Raw genomic sequence first — 19,180 nt, 5'->3', positions numbered from 1 at the left:
GATGCGCGGCGTCGCCTCGGTCATGTTCTGCCTCCTTGCCGGGGGAGCGACGGCGCGCGCGGAAACATTGATCGGCGCGATGCGCCGCGCCTATAACGCCAATCCGCAGCTCAACGCCAGCAGAGCCGAATTGCGCGCGATCGATGAGAAGGTGCCGCAGGCGCTCGCCGGCATGCGGCCGCGCGTTTCAGGCGACGGCTATCTCGGCGTGCAGCGCAATCGATTGATCACGCAGCAACACGACGTCTATTTGGGCGACCCCACCCAATCCGACTATTCGAAGAGCATTCAGAACGGCAAGAATGTGCCGCGCGCCGCCACGCTGACGTTCGAGCAACCGATCTTCGACGGCTTCAAGACGCAAAACCAAACGCTGGCGGCGGAATCTGGCGTCTTCGCCGGACGCGAGCGGCTGCGCCTGACCGAGCAGCGCATCCTGTTCGACTCGGTCACCGCCTATATGGACGTGCTGCGCGACACCGCGTCGCTCAAACTTCAGGAGAGCAATGTCGCCGTCCTGACCGAGCAATTGCGCCAGACGCGCGAGCGCTATCAATACGGGCAGATCACCCAGACCGACGTTGCGCAGGCCGAGGCGCGGCTCGCTGGCGGAAAATCACTGGCCGGCGCGGCGCGCGCCGCGCTCGACGCGAGCATCGGCGTCTATCGCAAGATCATCGGCGTCGAGCCGACGATGCTTTCGCCCGGCGCGCCGGTCGATCGTCTGCTACCGAAGTCACGCGAGGAAGCGGAGCGCATCGCGCAAACCGAACATCCCTTCATTCTTGCCGCGCTGCACGACGCCGACGCCGCCGATCTCGACATCAAGGCGCTCGAATCGGAGTTCATGCCGAAATTTTCGATCGTCGGCGATATTTTCACGCAAACCGATCTTGTCGGCATCGGCAACCGCAATGTCGGCGCCAAAATCCTCGGACATCTCAACGTGCCGATCTATGAAGGCGGCCTTACCTCTTCGCGCGTCCGGCAGGCCAAGGAGACAGCCGGCCAGCGTCGGCTCACCGCCGATGTCGCCCGCGCCGAGGTTCTTTCGCTGGTGCGCGCCTATTGGGGCGCGTTGCAGGCGGCGAAAACCCAGATCGCCTCGGCGCAAACCCAGATCGCGGCCGCCGAGCGCGCGCTCTATGGCGTGCGGGAGGAAGCCAAGGCCGGCCAGCGAACGACGCTCGAAATCCTCAATGCGCAACAGGAACTGCTCTATGCGCGCCTTGGTCTCATCGTCGCGCAGCGCGACCGCGTCGTCGCCTCCTACGCCCTGCTTTCCTCTCTCGGACGGCTGTCGTCGGACCGGCTCGGCCTGGCGGCGGATGGCTATGATCCGGCGCTCCATTTCGATCAGGTCAAGGACCTCTGGCTCAACCCGATGACGCCTGACGGGCGTTAAGCGGATGCGCGGCGCCGGCGCGGCAAGATGCTATAACGGCGCGGCGAATTCATAAAAACTTGAGGGAGAGGAAAAATGCGAGGCGCTTTCATCACGCTTGTCGTCGCAGCGGCGCTGGCGTCGCTTTCGGTGACGCCGGCCAACGCCTATTGCATGTTCGGCTGCGATCCGACCGAGGCGCATGCGCGGCAGATTTTTGAAAATCTGCTCAAGCAGCGTTTCGACAAGCCCGGCAAAATCCTCGAATTCAAGCAGACGATGAGCGAACGCCTCGAAATGCACGCCACCGGCGAGAAAGGCTTCGAGATTTTCTTCAACGCGCGCGTCGAATTTCCGGAAGGCGCCAATCTCGAATGCAAGCCGGACGACGCCGGCGCCGTTCCGGAGGGCTGCTCGTCGGGGAAACATTATGTGACGGCGCCGCGCAGCGTCGATCCGAAGGGCAAGCAATATGTGGCGCCCGGCGCGACAGTGACCTTTGACGAAGAATACCGCTTCTATGAAGACCCCAAAGGCTGGAAGGGGCCTGACGGCAACGTCTACTCGGAGTAGAATGGGTCCTCAAAAAACTATGGGCGCGCAATGTTTGCGCGCCCCAAAGATTATTCGACTTTTGGCCTGGAGCCGCGGCTTACAGGTCCTTGGAGTTCTGCGGGCAGCCGCAGGCGGCGTCGCAGGCCTTTTTATTGGAGCGAACTTCGTCCTGGTTGGCGCCGTAGTTCATCTTGCGCGAGATATATTCGTCGTCGCACTTTTCAGCGCATTTGGCCTGCTTGTCTTCGTCGGCCTTGCGGACGTCGCAATCCGCGAACGCCGGGCTGATCATCCCGACGACAAGAGCCGCCGCCGTCACAATGGCGTATTTCCTCATTTTGTTTGCTTCCTTAACTAGCCCATCGGGCGTCTAGACTTCGCCTGCGTTGGACCCCTCCCGCCTTGTAACAGCAACGGCCTCACATAACGCAACGAGCGGCGGGACGATGTCGTAAGTGGCGGTACATGTCAATTGCGCGTCGATTGCGCGACAGATCGCGCCGCTGCGTCACGGGACGGCGACGTCTGCGAAAATATCATTTGTTTCCAGTATCATGGGCGAGAATGGCGACGGCCTGTCGCTCGCCTGTCAGCGCTGGACAAAATAGGCGCGCGGCGTCCCGCGCGCCTCTTGTGCTCAATTCAAAGCGATTTTTTACAGGTTGCCTGAGTTCTGCGGGCAGCCGCATTTCGTGTCGCAGGCTTTCCTGTTCGCCTTCACCTGTGACATGTCGGCGGTGATGGACTGCTGGTCCTTCAGATAGGCGTCCTCGCACTTGCTCGCGCAAACCGCTTGTTCGTCCTCGGCATGCGTGTCGCAGCTGACGCGCGTCGCCTGGCTCGGCGCGCGCTGGCCGACGGCGGCGTCGAAAGCAAACGACGGCGCAGTCGTCGCAAGGAACAGAGCGGCGACCGCCGTAAGGGCGTATTTGTTCATATGCAGATTTCCTCTTCTTCGCGTCGTGACTTTTTGTTTTTTGTAGAGCGCTGCGTTGAACGCATTCCAACCGCAGCGGCCCGAATGCAACGCAAAGCTCGATCACGCTGTCCGAGGAACATGAGCGAGTCAATCGATTTTTTGCGAGAATTAAGGGGCGAGTTGTCGCAACACATAAGGGAGAATGCCGCCGTTTTTGAAGTATTCTAACTCGTCCAGAGTATCGATGCGCGCGAGCAGCGGCGCGGTCTTGGCGGACCCATCCGGAAAAGTGATCGAGGCGATAAGGGTCTGGCGCGGCGCAAGTCCTTCGCGCAAGCCGTGAATCGTCACGGTCTCCTCGCCTTTGAGGCCGAGCGTGTCCCAGCCCGTTGCCTCCGCGAAGGTGAGCGGCAGCACCCCCATGCCGACGAGATTGGATCGGTGGATGCGCTCGAAGCTCCTGGCGATCACCGCGCGCACCCCCAGCAGCATGGCGCCCTTCGCGGCCCAGTCGCGCGACGAGCCATTGCCATATTCGGCGCCGGCGAAAACCACGAGCGGCGCGCCCTCTTCGCCGTAGCGCATGGCGGCGTCATAGATCGACATGATTTCGCCGCCCGGATAATGCCTGGTCAGCCCGCCTTCGGGAGTCAGCCCCCGCTCGTCGCGCATGATGTGATTCTTGATGCGGATATTGGCGAAGGTGCCGCGCATCATCACTTCATGATTGCCGCGCCGCGTGCCGTATTGATTGAAATCGGCAGGCGCGACGCCATGCTCGATCAGCCATTTGCCGGCGGGCGACGCCGCCTTGATCGAGCCCGCGGGCGAGATGTGATCGGTGGTGATCTTGTCGCCAAAGAGGGCGAGGATGCGTGCGCCGACGATGTCCTCGACCGGTTTCGGCGCGTGTTTCAGCCCCACGAAGTAAGGCGGGTTGCGCACATAGGTGGACTGGTCGTCCCAGCCGTAGGTTTCGCCGCCCGGCGCTTCGACCGCCCGCCAATGTTCGTCGCCGGTAAACACATTGGCGTAGGTCTCGCGAAACAGATCGCGCGTCACCTGCTCGCGGACGAAGGCCGCGATCTCCGCGTTCGCCGGCCAGATGTCGCGCAGATAGACCGGCGCGCCGTCGCCGTCATGGCCGAGAGGCTCCTTCGTGAGGTCGGTGGCGATGGTTCCCGCGAGCGCATAGGCGACGACGAGCGGCGGCGAGGCGAGGTAATTGGCCTGGACGTCCGGATTGACCCGGCCTTCGAAATTGCGGTTTCCCGACAGCACCGACGCCGCGACAAGGTCATGGGCGTTGATGGTTTTCGAGATCGCTGGCGGCAGCGGCCCGGAATTGCCGATGCAGGTCGTGCAGCCGAAGCCGACGAGATTGAAGCCGAGCTCGTCGAGATATTTCTGCAGGCCGGACTTCGCCAGATATTGCGCGACGACCTGACTGCCGGGGGCGAGGGAAGTCTTCACCCAGGGCTTGGTTTTTAGGCCGCGGGCGATGGCGTTGCGCGCCAGCAGTCCGGCGCCGATCAGCACGCTGGGGTTGGACGTATTGGTGCAGGAGGTGATGGCGGCGATGACCACGTCGCCATGGCCGAGGTCGAAACACGCGTCCTCGACTGCGTATCGCTGGCCGAGCCCGTCTTCTTTCTTATATTCGGTCGCGAGCGCGCCGAGAAAGGCCGAGCCGACTTCCGAGAGCGCCGCGCGGCTCTCAGGCCGTTTCGGACCGGCGAGAGAGGGCGTCACCTCGGAGAGGTCGAGGGTCAGCGTATCGGTGAATTCCGGATCAGGCGCCCCAGGCTCGCGCATCATGCCTTGCGCCCGGGCATAGGCCTCGATCAGCGCGATACGGTCGTCGGCGCGGCCCGACATATGGAGATAGGCGAGCGTCTCCTGGTCGATCGGGAAGAAGCCGCAGGTCGCGCCATATTCGGGCGCCATATTGGCGATCGTCGCGCGATCGGCGAGGCTCATATGATTGAGGCCGTCGCCGAAGAATTCGACGAATTTTCCGACCACGCCCTTTTTGCGCAGCATCTGGGTGACGGTCAGAACCAGATCGGTCGCCGTCACGCCCTCCTTCGGCGCGCCGACGAGCTTGAAGCCGATCACCTCGGGAGCGAGCATCGACAGCGGCTGGCCGAGCATCGCGGCCTCCGCCTCGATGCCGCCGACGCCCCAGCCGAGAACGGCAAGGCCGTTGATCATCGTGGTGTGCGAATCGGTGCCGACCAGCGTGTCGGGATAGGCGAATTCGACCGTCTCGCCATCGATTTGCTCGGCGCGCGTCCAGACGGTCTGACCGAGATATTCGAGATTGACCTGATGGCAGATGCCGGTGCCCGGCGGCACGACGCGGAAATTGTCGAAGGCCGACTGGCCCCATTTCAGGAAGCGATAGCGCTCGCCATTGCGCTCATATTCCAGTTCGACATTGCGGGCGAAGGCCAGCGGCGAGCCGAAACTGTCGACGATCACCGAATGATCGATGACGAGATCGACCGGCACCAGCGGATTGATCTTTTGCGCCGATCCGCCGAGCGCGACGACCGCGTCGCGCATCGCCGCGAGATCGACGACCGCCGGCACGCCGGTGAAGTCCTGCATCAGCACGCGCGCCGGCCGGAAGGCGATTTCGCGCTCGGTCCTGCCCTTTTCCTCGAGCCATTTGGCGAAACTTTCGATCGACTCCTTGGCGACCGAACGGCCGTCCTCATTGCGCAGCAGATTTTCCAGAACGACCTTGAGCGAAAAAGGCAGGCGGGAAACGCCGCCCAGCCCGTTTGCCTCAGCGGCCTTTAGAGAAAAATATCGATAGGACCGGTCTCCGACGACGAGAGTCTGGCAGGCGTTGAAACTATCGAGAGAAGCCATGGAAGGGTCCTTGCGGCGCTGAAAGGCGGGATCTTTCTAGAAAATTCCATGCCAGGGGGGCAAATGAAAAGGCGCCGCGGCAATCGCGCCCGTCACCCCCGCCGTTCGCCGCGCAGCGGCCGTTCCTCCATGCGCGCGAGGAAGATGAAGGACAGGCCGAGACAAATAGCGAGCGCGAGAAAGACCAGGCGAAAGCTTGAAAGCAGAGCGGCGCCGTCGGCGCTGGTCTTCATCTCCTCGAGCAATTGGGCGCGGCCGCCGCCAATCGCCAAGGCGGCGAAAAGCGCGACGATCGCGCCGGCGGCGAGCTGTCGGAAAAATTGCATCGACGCCGTCGCCGTTCCGAGATCGCGGGAATCGACCGCGTTCTGCACCGAAACGGTGGCGACCGGCAGCATCGCGCCGATGCCGAATGTCGTGACGGTGAGCAGGGCGTTGAGCGGCAGCAGCGCGCCGCGCGCGCCGGCGCCCATCATCGCCGCCGCGCCGAGCGCGGCGAGACAGCCGGCGCCGAGACCGATGAGCGGCGCCGCCTTGTAATGGTTGAGATGCGCCATCAGCCGCCCCGACGCGGTCGCGCCGATGACCGTGCCAAGCATCAGCGGGATGAGCGTCAGCCCCGAATCGCTCGCGTTCATGCCGCCGCAGACTTCATAGAATATCGGCATCACCACCGAGAGCCCGACGAAGCCGCCGAGCCCGAAAGAACTCGACAGGATCGCGTCGCGCACGATCCGCAACCCCAGAATCCGCAAGGGAATGAGCGGCTCCTCGGCGCGCGCGGTGCGCCAGGCGAAGAGCGTCCAGGCCAGCGCCGAGGCGCCGAGGAGCCCAAGAATCGGAGCCGAGCGCCACGGATAGCGAACGCCGCCCCAGCCGAGCGCCAGAACCAGAATCCCCGAGGCGGCGATCAGCAGCGCCGCGCCGAGATAGTCGACGCGATGGGGATGGCGTCGTTCCGGCAGGCGTTTCAGCCGCGAATTGACAATGAGGAGCGCCGCGACGCCGAGCGGCAGATTGATCCAGAAGATCAGCGACCAATGCCAATATTGCGCAAAAAAACCGCCGAGCGCCGGTCCGGCAATGCTTGAGGTGACGAACACCGCGGCGAAATAGGACTGGTAACGGCCGCGTTCTCTCGGCGAAACCAGATCGGCGACGATGGTCTGGCCGAGCGAGATCAGGCCACCGCCGCCCAGGCCCTGGATCACCCGCGCCGCCGCCAGCACCGCCATGCTGGGGGCGAGGGCGCAAGCGACCGAGCCGATCACGAAGGTCGCGACGCCGACCAGAATGACGCGCCGGCGCCCATAGACATCGGCGAATTTGCCGTAGAGCGGCGTCACCACCGTCGCGGCGATGAGATAGGCGGTCACGATCCAGGGCAGGTCCTGAGGATCGCCGAGGTCCGACGCAATCGTCGGCATGGCGGTGACCACGATCGTCTGGTCGAGGGCCGAGAGCAGCATCGCAAGGCCGAGCCCGAACATGACCTGTCGCAGTTCGGAGGCGTTTGTCGGCGGATCGGCGGACATGACCTTTGAAGGGGGGAGGGAACAGAGAGCCTATACAATGTGGCGCCGCAAAACGAAACCCTCGCCGTCTCAATGCTCCCTGCTGATGATCCGCAGCAGCGCCGCCGCGTCTTCAACCCCGCTGAGCAGCGGATCGTCGGCGCTGTCCGGCTTTTCACGCGCGAGGGCGCGCAGCGCCTGTTCCGACGCGACAATTCTCGGGGCCACGCCGCGCCTTTTGGCCATGGCGAGTCGCTCGGCTTCCAGCGCCCGCAGCAGCCGCGAATCATCGACGGTCAGCGGCCTATCCTCCTTCCTGATCGACGCGGGCTCAGGCGCCGGCGCCGGAGTCGTCGCGACCGGAGGATCATCCGCCTCGCCTTCCAGGTGTTCGCCGCGCGCCGCCAAGCGGCTTGCGAGCCCGGCGCGCCAGCCGAGCGCCAGCGACGCCAGCCGGCGGGGCCAGGCCAGCGGTCCGCCGCGACAATGGTCGCATCTGCCGCACGGCGTGCTGTCCTCGCCGAATTCTTCGAGGAGCCGCTGAAAGCGGCAGCCCGGCGCCGCGGCGAGCCGAGCCATCGCCTGCCGTCTGGCGTAATCGCCCGCCGCCGCCTCGTCCTCCCGCGCCGTTTCTGGAATGCGCCAGCGCAGGGCAAGTTCCGCCGGCGAGAACAGCGTCAGCGCGCGCGCCGGGGCGCCGTCGCGTCCGGCCCGGCCGATCTCCTGATAATAGCCCTCGACCGAGGTCGGCAGATCGGCGTGGATGATGAAGCGCACATCCGGCTTGTCGACGCCCATGCCGAAGGCGATGGTCGCGACCATCACGGCGCCCTGGCGCGCGAAGAAGGCGTCCTGAATTTCCGAGCGCGTATGGGCGTCGAGACCGGCATGATAGGGCAGAGCGTCGAAGCCCAATCGGGAGAGTTCGCGGGCGAGGGCGTCGGTCCTGTTGCGCGAATTGCAATAGATGATGCCGTTTTCTTTGCTGCGGCCTTTTTGCGCAAAATCGACGATCTGGCGCAGGCCGGGGCGCTTTCGCGCAAAGTCGAGCGAGAGATTGGGCCGCGCGAAGGAGCGCTGGAAAATCTGCGGCGGGCGCGAAAACAGCGTGCGGGCGATGTCGTCGCTTGTGCGCGGACCGGCCGTCGCGGTGACGGCGAGAATCGGCGGCGCGCCGAGCTTTCGCGCGATTGCGCCGAGCGTCCGATATTCGGGACGAAACTCATGGCCCCAATGCGAGACGCAATGCGCCTCGTCGACCGCGAACAGACGGATGCGAATGCTGCGCAGCAATTGCTGCGTTCCCTCCTGGGCGAGACGCTCGGGCGAGGCATAAACCAGGCGGGCCCGGCCGGAACGGACGGCGTCGATCGCCGCCGCCGCTTCTTCGTCCTCCTGCATCGAATGCAGGGCGACCGCCGCGACGCCCTTGTCGTCGAGGGCGCGCAGCTGGTCGCGCATCAGCGCGATCAGCGGCGAGCAGACGACGACAAGCCCGCCTCCCGGCGCGGCGGCGGGGAGCTGATAGAGGAGCGATTTGCCCGAGCCCGTCGGCATGATGGCGATCGCGTCGCGGCCCGCGAAGATCGCCTCAACGACCTCCGCCTGTCCCGGCAGAAAGTCCGAAAAGCCGAATTTGCTGCGCAGCAATTCCCGCGCTTCGGCCAATCCAGCGGTCAGTCCCCCGTTCATGGCGCCGCTTGCGACAGCAGCGCCTTGGCGATCTCGCGCCATTCGTCGTCGAGCGCGCCTCGATGCGGCTCCCGCTGCGCGCGGCGATACCAGTAGGCGGCGTTGGAGAGATCGCCCTCCTTGCGATGGAGATAGGCGTGATCCCACACGCCGCCGGGATCGGATTTGTCGTCGACACATTTATGCGCCGCGCTCCAATCGCCCCTGGCGTCGAACCAGAGCGCCCGGAGCGGCGGCGGCAGAGCCGGCGGCTCGTCGGCGGAAAGGGAGGCGAGGAAGGACGCGAGTATCATGGCTTGGAAGAACTCAAGAACGAAAGCTTTACTGAGAAAATCACGAAACTTGGCCCAAAAATTGATATTTCCTCAGTCGTCCTAATGCGATACACTGATCCTGTGTCGTCTGACGACTAAAATTTAATCGCGTGGTTTAAATGACGATTGATTTCTGGAGAATTGCCGATGTCGGAGGACCTAATTGGCGCTTTAGTGTTGTTCGCCCTCGGTGCTGTGGCAATCGTGGTCGGAGGCGTTTATCTATTTACACAGAAGGTATATCTTGATACGAATAAGGGGACCGTGACAGAAATCGATGTCCCGCTTTTGGGCAAATTAAAGACTAACTCGCCCGCTATTGGAATGTGTTTTTTGGGTCTTGTTCTCGGTTACTTTGGGTACGATTTGATTGGAAAACGTGGCCCGATGTTGGTGAATTTTGATGGCGAAGTTACTCTGGATGACTACAGCATAGGTGAAACTCCTGTTGCAATTGTCGTTGGCGTCACCTCCGGTTCCTTGTTGGTCACGCGAACAATTCCTCCTTCGCCGGTCAAAGTGGTAATTCCGGCGCCAAATTCGTGGCAGTCCTACACGGCGTACGCTTTTGCGCTCGGAGGAGCAAAGACCAAGCCGGCCATTATCGGTGCCAATTTGTCAAATCCCCAATTCAAGTTGAGGCTCGGGCCATGACAAGATTGCCTTGTAACGCTGTGATCTTTGCGTTGATGGTGGGTAGCGCAACATCGGGGAATGCTCAAGGGGCTGCCCCTGCACCCTCGGCCACGGGCACAGTCGTCGACGCATCGAAAAAACCCTTATCTGGCGTTCCAGTTCAAGTAACTGGCCCGAAGGGAACGACCTTCGTGTTTACCGATGAGAGTGGGAAATGGTCGCTATATAATCTCCCTGCCGGCTACTACCAAGCTCAAGTGATACCTTCAAGCGAAACGGATTCTGCCAAATTTAAGGTTGAAGGCAAACCGACCGCGGCGGGCGGAACGGTAAATGTCCCTCGATTCCTGATCCAGGATTGATACCTAAAATAATTTAGTACACAGAAGTATCATTAATTATTGGTCAAATAAATGTTATTAACACATTATATTATATTGTTCCTTAAACAGAAAGACGAAAAATTGTGAGTAGTGATACCATGAACGGCGAGTGAAGTCGGCACCCTCGTTTCGCTACTTGTTATCTTACGATTAGCTTTCCCGAGGAGAACCGCGCGGCGATTCATACGTTGCACTGCGCGCCCGCAGCCGTAGTCGGCGGCGGACTTGCTTTTTCGCCACGTGGCCTTATTGCTGCGCCCCTTCGGAGACGCCGCGCTTGCCCTTAAAAACGAAACTCGCCGCCCTTCCGCCCCGCGCCTTGGGGCTTGCGGCGGCGCTCGCCGCTTTGGCGGTCGATCAGGCGCATAAATTCTGGATGCTGCATATTTTCGACGTCGCCGCCCGGCCGCCGATCAGCCTGACGCCCTTTCTCGACATTGTTCTGTCCTGGAATTTCGGCGTCTCCTATTCGCTGTTTCCGGCCCATGAGACCGCGGCGCGGCTCGTCCTGCTGACCGTCCAGGGCGCGATCATCGCCGGCCTGGCGGTCTGGATGGTCCGCACAGGAAGCCGCGCGACGGCGCTGGCGCTCGGGCTCATCATCGGCGGCGCGCTCGGCAACGCCGCCGACCGGATGACGCGCGGGGCGGTCGCCGACTTCTTCTATCTCCACACCAGCCTGCCGGTCGGGCCGCTCGCCAATTACGTGTTCAATCTCGCCGACGTCTTCATCACCATGGGCGTGGCGCTGCTGGTTTTTGAAGGATTTTTCCTGCCCCAAGAGCGCCGCGCGGCGGGCTGAACGCGCCGGCCGCGCTCAAACCGAGCCTTCGCCACCAAATCGCCAATAATTCGCGGCCATGTAGCGCTAATGAACCGGAGCCCCACGGAGTCCGATAGATGAAGCTTGCTCAGTCGCAGCTCGGCGCCTTCTGCGCTCTCGCCGGCCTCGCCGCGATCCAGTCCGCGCCCGCTCTGGCCGGCGACGACAAATCCACCTGGACGGCGATGATGGAGATGGTCGGCGCCTCTTCCGATGAGGGCGCCGGCAAGATCGATTACAGCGAGCGGCCGAAGCTGGTTCTGCCCCCGAGCATGGGCGAACTCCCGGCGCCGCGCGAACGCGCCGCGCGTGGCGGCGACTGGCCCGCCGAACTCTCGGCCGAGCGCCGCCGCAACGTCAATCGCTACGCACGCGTGCCGAATGCGCCGGCGGAAACGCCGCGCCCGGGGGTGTTTGCGCGCGTCATGTCCTACGCGTCGGGCGCCCAGGAGCCAGCGGCGGCGCCGGCGATCCAGGAGCCGAATCGGATCATGCTGACCGAGCCGCCGCCCGGCTACCGCCGGCCGACGCAGGATTTGAACAAGCTTGCCGAGACCGAATCAGCAAAGAAAAGTTCGTGGTGGAACCCGCTGACCTGGGGACGCGGCGGCGACAAGACCGCCAGCGCGGCCGGCGAAGAAAAGCTGCGGCCCGAGGAACAGGGCGCTTTTTCCAGCGTGCGTAAGCTCATGGGCTGGAACTCTTCGGATTCGACCGCCAGCTCGGCGGCCCAGCAGACTTCGTCCAGCGAATCGGGTTCTTGGTTCCAAATGCCGCGTTTCGTTCGGGGTTCTGACGACACGAAGTAAATTTCGGCCTATATTAGGGGATCGCTCTCCTGATTGCGCGGCTGCGGCCGCGGGAAAGGCCGTTTATGTCATTTGAGACGAAGGCGTCCGCCGTCGCTTCGCTCGCGCCCGGCGCAGCTGCGCCGCAGCCCGCGCGGGCAAGCATTTCGAGCTTCTTGCTCGACAACGGCATGGAAGTCGTCGTCATTCCCGACTCGCGAACGCCTGTCGTCACCCATATGGTCTGGTACAAGAACGGCGCAGCCGACGATCCGCTGGGCCAGTCGGGCATCGCCCATTTCCTTGAACATCTGATGTTCAAGGGCACGAAAAATCATCCGCAGGGCGAATTCTCCAATCTTGTCGCCGAACTCGGCGGCCAGGAGAACGCCTTCACCAGCTATGATTACACCGCCTATTTCCAGCGCATCGGCAAGGAGCATCTCGCGACTCTGATGGGTTTCGAGGCCGACCGCATGCGCAATCTGGTCTTGACCGACGAGGTCGTGGATCCCGAACGCGAGGTGGTGCTCGAGGAGCGCCGGATGCGCACCGACAGCGATCCGGCGGCGCAGCTCGACGAAGCGGTGCAGGCGGCGCTCTTCGCCCGTCACCCCTATGGCACGCCGATCATCGGCTGGAATCACGAGATCGAAGGGCTCGATCGCGCCCATGCGCTCGCCTATTACGAACGCTTCTATACGCCGGAGAACGCCATTCTCATCGTTGCGGGCGACGTCGAGGCGGACGAGGTCGAGCGTCTCGCCAAGGACAGCTACGGCAAAATCCCGGCGCGATCCACGGCCCCGCGCCGCGCCCGCACCCAGGAGCCGCCGCACCGCGCCCACCGCTTGGTGACGCTGCGCGACGACAAGGTCGAACAGCCCGCGCATGAGCAGGTGTTTCTGGTGCCCTCCTACACCACCGCCGAACCCGGCGAAGCCGAGGCGCTGGAAACGCTCGCCTATATGCTCGGCGGCGGACCGACGAGCGCCCTTTATGAGACGTTGGTCGTCGAGGAGAAGGTCGCGGTCGGCGCCGGCGCTTATTACATGGGCTCCGCCGTCGACGACACGCGGCTGTGGGTCTACGCCACGCCTGCGCCGGAGGTCTCGCTCGAAGAGCTCGACGAGGCGATCGGTCGCGTGCTGTGGCGTTTCGCGGAAGAGCCGATCGACGCCGAGCACCTGCAGCGCGCCAAGACCCGCCTGATCGCCGACGCGATCTATGCTCAGGACAGTCAGTCCTCGCTGGCGCGCTGGTATGGCGAGTCGCTGGCCACCGGACTCGCCATCGCGGACATCGTCGCCTGGCCCGATCGCATGGAGCAGGTGACCGCCGCCGACGTGCAGAACGCCGCGCGCAAATGGCTCGACAGGCGCAGGGCCGTCACCGGCTATTTGCTGCCGGCTTGAGACGGCGATCGGCATGAAGCGGTCGGCAGTCGGCCGACGCCCAATTCGACTGCCGAAGCCCGACTGCCGATCATGATTAGGAAAAGAAATGACCGCTCACGCGCCCACCGTCACCATCGCCTCCCGCGCCGAACATGTGCAGCGGATCACGACGCCTGGCGGCATCGAGGCCTGGCTCGTCGAAAGCCACGCCGTGCCGCTCGTCGCGCTCGAATTCGCGATCCGTGGCGGCGCGGCGCAGGACCCGGCGGAAAAGCCCGGCCTCGCGACGCTGCTCGCCGCGACGCTCGACGAAGGCGCCGGCCCCTATGACGCGCGCGGCTTCCATCGCGCCATCGACGAACTTGCGATCCATCTCGGCTTCGGCGCCGATCGCGACACGATTTCCGGCCATCTGCAGACGCTCACGCGAAATGTCGACAAGGCCTTCGGCCTTCTAAAACTCGCGCTCAACGACGCGCGGCTCGAGGCCGGCGACGTCGCCCGCGTGCGCAGCCAGCTCGCCGCCGAATTGAAGCGCGACGCCAATGAGCCGGATTCGTTGGCGGCGAAATCCTTCCGAGAAGCGGCCTTCCCGAATCATCCCTATGGGCGCCCGGTGCGTGGCGATATCGCCTCGATTGACACGCTGTCGCGCGAAGACCTCATCGCCTTGCGCGAGCGGCTGTTCGCGCGGCGCGACCTTAAGATCGGCGTCGTCGGCGCGATCGACGCGGCGACGCTTTCCGAACTGATCGACGCGAGTTTCGGCGGACTTGCGTTGCAAAACGATCTCGCGCCGGTCGCGGATATTACGGTCGCCAATGTCGGCATGCGCCAGATCATCGATCTCGACGTGCCGCAATCGACGATCCGTTTCGGGCGCCCGTCGATCACCAAGCATGATCCGGATTATTACGCCATCGTCGTCGCCAATCACATTTTGGGCGGCGGCACTTTCACGTCGCGGCTGTTTCGCGAAGTGCGCGAGAAACGCGGCATGGCCTATTCGGTCTATTCGCATCTCAACGAATATGACCATTGCCCGATGCTGATCGGCGCCGCCGCGACCAAGAACGAGCGCGCCGGCGAAGCGATCGGCGTGATCGAGGAGGAGTTCAGGCAATTCGCGGCCGGCGGGCCGACCGAGGACGAATTGGACAAGGCCAAGAAATTCCTCATCGGCTCCTATGCGCTGCGCTTCGACACGTCGACCAAGATCGCGAGCCAGCTGGTCAATCTGCAGCTCGACGGATTCGCGCCGAGTTTCTTGGACGAGCGCAACGGCAAGATCGCCGCGGTGACGATGGAAGATTGCAAGCGCGCCGCGCAGCGGCTTTTGGGCGACGGCGACCTGCTGGTGACGGTGGTGGGGAAGCCCGCGGGGGTGTGAGCGCATTAGGCGAGAGCGCGCCGAATTGGCGGCGCGACGGATTGATGGTACGTTGAACGCCATGGGACGGCATGTTTCGGCATTGACGATCGATGAACTTGCCAAGGCGGGCGCGGAAGCCGCTCATGCCGCGGTGAGCGACGCGCTCGCGGCGGGCGTCGCCGTCACCGGCTATCTTTCCGACGAAGCAGGGAATGTCTGGCTCGTTCGTCAACAGCCGGACGGCCAGATTGAATGGCTCGAATTGGTCGAAGCGGCGCCGACGGGAGAGCCGTTAAGACTGCCGTCGGCGAAAAAAAATTGGCCGGCTGACAGTCTATGTCGGCTCCACGGCTGGTGATCATCGCCGGCCCCAAGCTGGCCACGGCTCCAAGCTCGCGTAAAGCCCCCAAACTTCTTTCCGGAAAGCCTGAAGAGGTACAAGTCCAGAATTGAGCCTTACGCGAGAGTTTCTTAAGGGAATAATGACGAACAGCCCACTGCAAAGCTCCGGCGCATTTTGGACTGGAGTCGCTTCGACCGTTGCCTCGGGCGTGATTATTGCCATCCTTGGATTTGGGGCTTCTTCGCTAATGGAGGGGTTTAAGAGCCCACCACTGGCTGTCGTCGCGGCACAACTTCCCGTCAAATTCGGGAGTGCCTTCGATTACGCGACACCCAACGACCAGATATACTTGCCGGATGCAATACGTTCTGCCTTTGTGGCAACACAGGATAAAATGACAAATTTTGAAGTGCAAAAGGCACGCATCTTCGATTTACGCAAAGAAAAACTGGCAGATATGATAAGTTGGCTCATTGCTCCTGCAAAATCGCTGCAGGTTGTCAGGATAAAAAATCAGAGCAATAAGTCTGTGTCCAATGTAAAAGTTAAGTCAATGTTCGCCATTGGTTTTATCGTTGTTCCTGAGACTGGGGCTTACGCTCTCCAAAAATCCAAATATATCCTTATAGATAAGATTGACCCTGCGGAGAGCGTGACTGTTTTTATTTGGACGACGTCGGACATCTCATTTGGATTGTCCTCGACCATTTCTGTACTTTCGTCCGACGAAATCGTTCCAATTCGGCTTCTTCCATATACAGATCAAGATATTTCAGATCAGTTAATCGAAACGCAGAATATTCCAGCGGCTTTGTTCATGGTATTTCTAATGTTTGTGGGTGCGTGCACAATATTGTTCTTACCATTTTTTATATTTTATCAAACAAATGCAGATTTTAGAAGAAGGCATATCAAAAAAGATGAATTTGAACGAATGCTATCTGACGTTATTGCGCTACAGGATCAATATAGACCTTCTCTTAATCTGAAATCAATCGCCGAAAGTGACACCGACGGATAGCGTCATCCTGGCGGGCTTGCTTTTGCCGCTGCTGCAACTCCTGCGATGCACGGCGCCAGCAAATACCGCCACTCAATCACGGGGCTTCGGGGACGACTTGCAGCGGGCGCCGTGGCGTATGCCGTGAATGACAACTTCGGTTTCGGTGGCGCGATAGAAAATCAGATAAGGGTAGGGATAGACGACCATGCGCCGAACGCCGCTTTTGCTGGTCAGGTGGCCCGCTTGCGGATGCTCCATGAGAAGAGCCGCCATCGCTTGAATTCGCGCTTTGACGCTGCGCGCGCCATGTGGCGAACGCTCTTCAATAAAAGAAAGAATCTCGTCGAGTTCAGCGGCGGCCCGGAGCGTGTAGCGAAGCTTCACAGCCCATGTTTCGTCCAGATGGCCCGAACGTCATCATCCGTCGCAAATTCGCCGCGCTCGGCCTGCGCGAGAGATTCGTCGAACGAGGCTTCTTCTTCGGCGGTGAGCTGGACCACCGGTCGCTCGTATCCCGTCATCGCCATGATGATGCGCGCCATGTCGTCCTGCATGGCGGGCGGGAGAGTACTGGCCGCTTCGAAGGCCTGTTCAAGCAGTTTGGTCATCGGCCGATTTTAGCTGTTTATTCGAGTCCCGGAAGGATTTTCTGCTCGCGATGGACGCCCGCGACAAGCGCGGGCATGACGCGGCGGCTACTTTTCCGCCGGCAGCAGCGCCAGCAGATCGGCCATTTTCGGCGCGGCGGCGGGGTTCATCATGCCGACGACATGATAGCCGGCGTCGACATGCAGCACTTCGCCGGAGACGCCGCGCGCGAGCGGCGACAGCAGATAGACCGCGGTCTCGCCGACTTCCTCGATCGTCACGACGCGGCGCAGCGGCGAATTATATTCGTTCCAGCGCAGGATGTAGCGGAAGTCGCCGATGCCGGACGCCGCCATGGTCTTGATCGGCCCGGCCGAAATCGCGTTGACGCGAATGTTCTTCACGCCGAGATCGGCGGCGAGATAGCGCACCGAGGCTTCCAGAGCCGCTTTGGCGACGCCCATGACATTGTAATGCGGCATCCATTTCTCGGCGCCGTAATAGGTGAGCGTTAAGAGCGAGCCGCCGTCGGTCATCAGCTTTTCGGCGCGCTGCGCCAGAGCGGTGAAGGAATAGCAGGAAATGTTGAGCGACATCTGGAAGTTTTCCAGCGTCGTTTCGACATAGCGCCCGTCGAGCTGATCCTTGTCGGAATAGGCGAGGCAGTGCACGACGAAATCGATTTTGCCCCAAAGCTTCTCGATTTCGGCGAAGACTGCGTCCATCGTCTCCGGCTCGGCGACGTCGCAGCGGCCGACGACCTGCGCGCCGATTTCCGCCGCGAGCGGACGCACGCGCTTTTCCAGCGCCTCGATCTGATAGGTGAGCGCGAGTTCGGCGCCGGCGTCGGCGCAGGCTTTGGCGATGCCCCAGGCGATCGAGCGATTGTTGGCGACGCCCAGAATGAGCCCCTTTTTCCCTTTAAGCAGTCCAGCGAATAGGGCGGCGGGCGCGGCTTGCTGTGTCATGCGTGTCTATTTCCTGGGCGTGGAATCTCGTCGACGGCGCTCGCCGTTTAGCGTGGTTTTGGCGCAAAGGAAACCCTCGCCCCAAAGGCGTCCGGGCCGGCGAAAAAGCGCGCGCGATTCCCGGCGAGCATAGCCAATCGCGCGGCTTTGCCCTATCATTTGATAGGAAACGTCACTGGCCGCGCAAACAAGCGACAAGAGCGAGCGGAGCGCGCCGCATGGGCAGAAGGTCCGATATCATCGCGGGGCTGGGCGGCGCGACTCCGGCGCTCAGGCGCTACGCCCGCGCGCTCTGCGCCGGCGCGGGCCAGGCAGTCGCCGACGACCTTCTCCTCAGCGCGCTGCAATCGATCGGCGCACGGATTCGCGCCCGCGAGTTGCGGCCGGCCGATCTCGGCGAGGCGCGAATCGAAACCTATGCGACGCTTGTCGCGCTCGCCGAAAAAAAGCTCGCGGGCGCGCCCGGTCCGGCGTCGCGCCATCCGCCGATCGTTCACGGGCTGGCGAGTCTTGGATTCGACGAGCGCGCGGTGCTGCTGCTCGTTTCGCTCGAGGGCTTCGGCTATGACGCCGCGGCGCGAATCGTCGGCGCGACGCGAGAAATCGCGCTGGGGCGGCTGATGCGCGCCCGCGCCGCGCTCGGCGCCGAGGGGCTGCGCCCGGTCGCGCCGCTCGAGGGCGGCCGTCGCGCGGCCTCCCATCTGCGGGTCGTGAAGTAGCCGCGATGACGCCTTCGGCGCTGATCGAAGAAGCCGATCTCCATGCGCTGGTCGACGGCGAGCTCGATCCCGAACGCCGGCGCAAGGTCGAGGACCATCTGCTGCAGCATCCAGAGGACGCGGCGCTGGTTGAGGGCTGGCGGCGCCAGAATGCGGCGCTGCGCGCCGCTTTCGAGCCGGTGGCGCTGGAGCCGCCGCCGCTGTCGCTGCGCGAGGCGGCGGCGCGTCCGCCGGCGCCGCCCGCCGGCCAGGGCCCGATCGAAACCGGCGCCATCCATTGGGGACGCCCCGGCGCGGCGCCGCGGCCTGCGCGTAAGCTCGACGACATCCGCGCCAGCCGCCGGCGCCAGGCGCTCGCCTCGACGCTGCTCACGCTCTTCGCCGGCGCGGCCGTCGCGGTTGCGGGGCTGCTCTTTCTGGCGAGCCGGCCGCCGGCGCAGCGCCCGACGCTGACCGTGGCCGCGACGAGCTATGCGGCGCGCGCCGGGCTGACCTACGCCACTTATGCGCTGGACGCGCGGCCTGTCGAGATCGACGCTGGCCGGCGCGGCGAGCTTCTCGCATGGCTGCAGGAGCGCGTCGGCGTTTCGCGCGCGCCGGATTTGAGCGCCGTCGGCCTGCGGCTGCTTGGCGGACGCGTCGCGCCGGGCGTCGCCGCCCCGGCTGGATTTCTCGTCTATGAGCGCGACGACGGCGGGCGCGTCGGGCTTTATTTTGAGCGCGCCGACGCCAGCGCCGCGGCTTTGGGTCAGCGCGGGCAGGCGATTTCGGTCATCGAATGGCGCGCCGGCGGATTCGCCTTTGTGCTCGTCGGCGTTTTGCCGCCGGACGCCATGCAGGCGGCGGCGGAAGCGGCGGCGGCCGCGGTCGTCGCGCCGCCGCCCGAGGCGAAATAAAGACGC

The 19,180-nt window shown here is 63.1% G+C and carries 21 protein-coding genes; 12 read left to right on the top strand and 9 right to left on the bottom strand.

Features of this window, described 5'->3' with window-relative positions:
* The first annotated feature begins 1 nt into the window (after position 1).
* Positions 2 to 1,405 (top strand): TolC family outer membrane protein, encoded by a 1,404-nt coding sequence (locus U1E20_RS14790; protein ID WP_409981444.1) that lies wholly within the window; start codon positions 2 to 4, stop codon positions 1,403 to 1,405.
* A 75-nt stretch (positions 1,406 to 1,480) separates the two neighbouring features.
* The gene (locus U1E20_RS14785) at positions 1,481 to 1,957 is read left to right on the top strand and encodes a hypothetical protein (protein ID WP_409981387.1); all 477 of its coding nucleotides are present in this window, start codon (positions 1,481 to 1,483) and stop codon (positions 1,955 to 1,957) included.
* Between the two features lie 79 nt (positions 1,958 to 2,036).
* Here the strand turns inward: U1E20_RS14785 and U1E20_RS14780 are convergent, their stop codons facing one another.
* The 6 genes from U1E20_RS14780 to U1E20_RS14755 all read right to left on the bottom strand — a co-directional run bounded on the left by U1E20_RS14780 (position 2,037) and on the right by U1E20_RS14755 (position 9,237).
* Positions 2,037 to 2,276 (bottom strand): hypothetical protein, encoded by a 240-nt coding sequence (locus U1E20_RS14780; protein WP_409981386.1) that lies wholly within the window; start codon positions 2,274 to 2,276, stop codon positions 2,037 to 2,039.
* Between the two features lie 318 nt (positions 2,277 to 2,594).
* Positions 2,595 to 2,876, bottom strand: a complete 282-nt coding sequence (locus tag U1E20_RS14775) for a hypothetical protein (protein ID WP_409981385.1) — start codon at positions 2,874 to 2,876, stop codon at positions 2,595 to 2,597.
* A 150-nt stretch (positions 2,877 to 3,026) separates the two neighbouring features.
* Complete coding sequence (gene acnA / locus U1E20_RS14770) at positions 3,027 to 5,738, bottom strand: aconitate hydratase AcnA (RefSeq protein WP_409981384.1); 2,712 nt, start codon at positions 5,736 to 5,738, stop codon at positions 3,027 to 3,029.
* 92 nt (positions 5,739 to 5,830) lie between these two features.
* Positions 5,831 to 7,273 (bottom strand): MFS transporter, encoded by a 1,443-nt coding sequence (locus U1E20_RS14765; RefSeq protein WP_409981383.1) that lies wholly within the window; start codon positions 7,271 to 7,273, stop codon positions 5,831 to 5,833.
* A gap of 69 nt (positions 7,274 to 7,342) precedes the next feature.
* On the bottom strand, positions 7,343 to 8,944 hold the full coding sequence (locus U1E20_RS14760; RefSeq protein WP_409981382.1) for a RecQ family ATP-dependent DNA helicase: 1,602 nt from the start codon (positions 8,942 to 8,944) through the stop codon (positions 7,343 to 7,345).
* A complete protein-coding gene (locus U1E20_RS14755) occupies positions 8,941 to 9,237 on the bottom strand; it encodes a hypothetical protein (RefSeq protein WP_409981381.1) in 297 nt (98 codons plus the stop codon). The genes U1E20_RS14760 and U1E20_RS14755 overlap by 4 nt, the downstream gene beginning before the upstream one ends.
* A gap of 168 nt (positions 9,238 to 9,405) precedes the next feature.
* Between U1E20_RS14755 and U1E20_RS14750 the strand changes: the two genes are divergently transcribed.
* From U1E20_RS14750 to U1E20_RS14715, 8 genes are all read left to right on the top strand, one after another.
* Positions 9,406 to 9,912 (top strand): hypothetical protein, encoded by a 507-nt coding sequence (locus tag U1E20_RS14750; RefSeq protein ID WP_409981380.1) that lies wholly within the window; start codon positions 9,406 to 9,408, stop codon positions 9,910 to 9,912.
* Positions 9,909 to 10,256: a carboxypeptidase regulatory-like domain-containing protein gene (locus U1E20_RS14745; protein ID WP_409981379.1), complete on the top strand. Its 348-nt coding sequence runs from the start codon at positions 9,909 to 9,911 to the stop codon at positions 10,254 to 10,256. Before U1E20_RS14750 ends, U1E20_RS14745 begins: the two co-directional genes overlap by 4 nt.
* A 298-nt stretch (positions 10,257 to 10,554) precedes the next feature.
* Entirely contained in the window at positions 10,555 to 11,079 is a 525-nt protein-coding gene (gene lspA, locus U1E20_RS14740; RefSeq protein WP_409981378.1) for a signal peptidase II, read from the top strand.
* A 98-nt stretch (positions 11,080 to 11,177) separates the two neighbouring features.
* On the top strand, positions 11,178 to 11,909 hold the full coding sequence (locus U1E20_RS14735) for a hypothetical protein (protein WP_409981377.1): 732 nt from the start codon (positions 11,178 to 11,180) through the stop codon (positions 11,907 to 11,909).
* Positions 11,910 to 11,974: 65 nt separating this feature from the next.
* Positions 11,975 to 13,303 (top strand): M16 family metallopeptidase, encoded by a 1,329-nt coding sequence (locus tag U1E20_RS14730; protein WP_409981376.1) that lies wholly within the window; start codon positions 11,975 to 11,977, stop codon positions 13,301 to 13,303.
* An 88-nt stretch (positions 13,304 to 13,391) separates the two neighbouring features.
* Positions 13,392 to 14,675 carry a M16 family metallopeptidase gene (locus U1E20_RS14725; RefSeq protein WP_409981375.1) on the top strand — a complete coding sequence of 428 codons (1,284 nt, stop codon included), beginning with the start codon at positions 13,392 to 13,394 and terminating at the stop codon, positions 14,673 to 14,675.
* A gap of 52 nt (positions 14,676 to 14,727) precedes the next feature.
* On the top strand, positions 14,728 to 15,015 hold the full coding sequence (locus tag U1E20_RS14720; RefSeq protein ID WP_409981374.1) for a hypothetical protein: 288 nt from the start codon (positions 14,728 to 14,730) through the stop codon (positions 15,013 to 15,015).
* Between the two features lie 124 nt (positions 15,016 to 15,139).
* Entirely contained in the window at positions 15,140 to 16,021 is an 882-nt protein-coding gene (locus U1E20_RS14715; RefSeq protein WP_409981373.1) for a hypothetical protein, read from the top strand.
* A 72-nt stretch (positions 16,022 to 16,093) separates the two neighbouring features.
* On the opposite strand, the gene U1E20_RS14710 is transcribed toward U1E20_RS14715, so the two are convergent.
* From U1E20_RS14710 to fabI, 3 genes are all read right to left on the bottom strand, one after another.
* Positions 16,094 to 16,387, bottom strand: a complete 294-nt coding sequence (locus tag U1E20_RS14710) for a type II toxin-antitoxin system RelE/ParE family toxin (RefSeq protein ID WP_409981372.1) — start codon at positions 16,385 to 16,387, stop codon at positions 16,094 to 16,096.
* On the bottom strand, positions 16,384 to 16,611 hold the full coding sequence (locus tag U1E20_RS14705; RefSeq protein ID WP_409981371.1) for a hypothetical protein: 228 nt from the start codon (positions 16,609 to 16,611) through the stop codon (positions 16,384 to 16,386). Before U1E20_RS14705 ends, U1E20_RS14710 begins: the two co-directional genes overlap by 4 nt.
* 87 nt (positions 16,612 to 16,698) lie before the next feature.
* Positions 16,699 to 17,559, bottom strand: coding sequence for an enoyl-ACP reductase FabI (gene fabI / locus U1E20_RS14700; protein ID WP_409981370.1), 861 nt, complete (start codon positions 17,557 to 17,559; stop codon positions 16,699 to 16,701).
* Positions 17,560 to 17,777: 218 nt separating this feature from the next.
* On the opposite strand from fabI, the gene U1E20_RS14695 reads away from it, so the two are divergent.
* Together U1E20_RS14695 and U1E20_RS14690 are read left to right on the top strand one after the other, a co-directional pair.
* Positions 17,778 to 18,278, top strand: a complete 501-nt coding sequence (locus U1E20_RS14695; RefSeq protein WP_409981369.1) for an RNA polymerase subunit sigma-70 — start codon at positions 17,778 to 17,780, stop codon at positions 18,276 to 18,278.
* Between the two features lie 5 nt (positions 18,279 to 18,283).
* On the top strand, positions 18,284 to 19,174 hold the full coding sequence (locus U1E20_RS14690) for an anti-sigma factor family protein (protein WP_409981368.1): 891 nt from the start codon (positions 18,284 to 18,286) through the stop codon (positions 19,172 to 19,174).
* The last annotated feature ends 6 nt before the right edge of the window (positions 19,175 to 19,180 follow it).

It is taken from the genome of Methylocystis sp., from assembly GCF_046349115.1.
GTDB lineage: Bacteria > Pseudomonadota > Alphaproteobacteria > Rhizobiales > Beijerinckiaceae > Methylocystis.
This window is presented reverse-complemented; position numbering and strand designations above follow the sequence as displayed.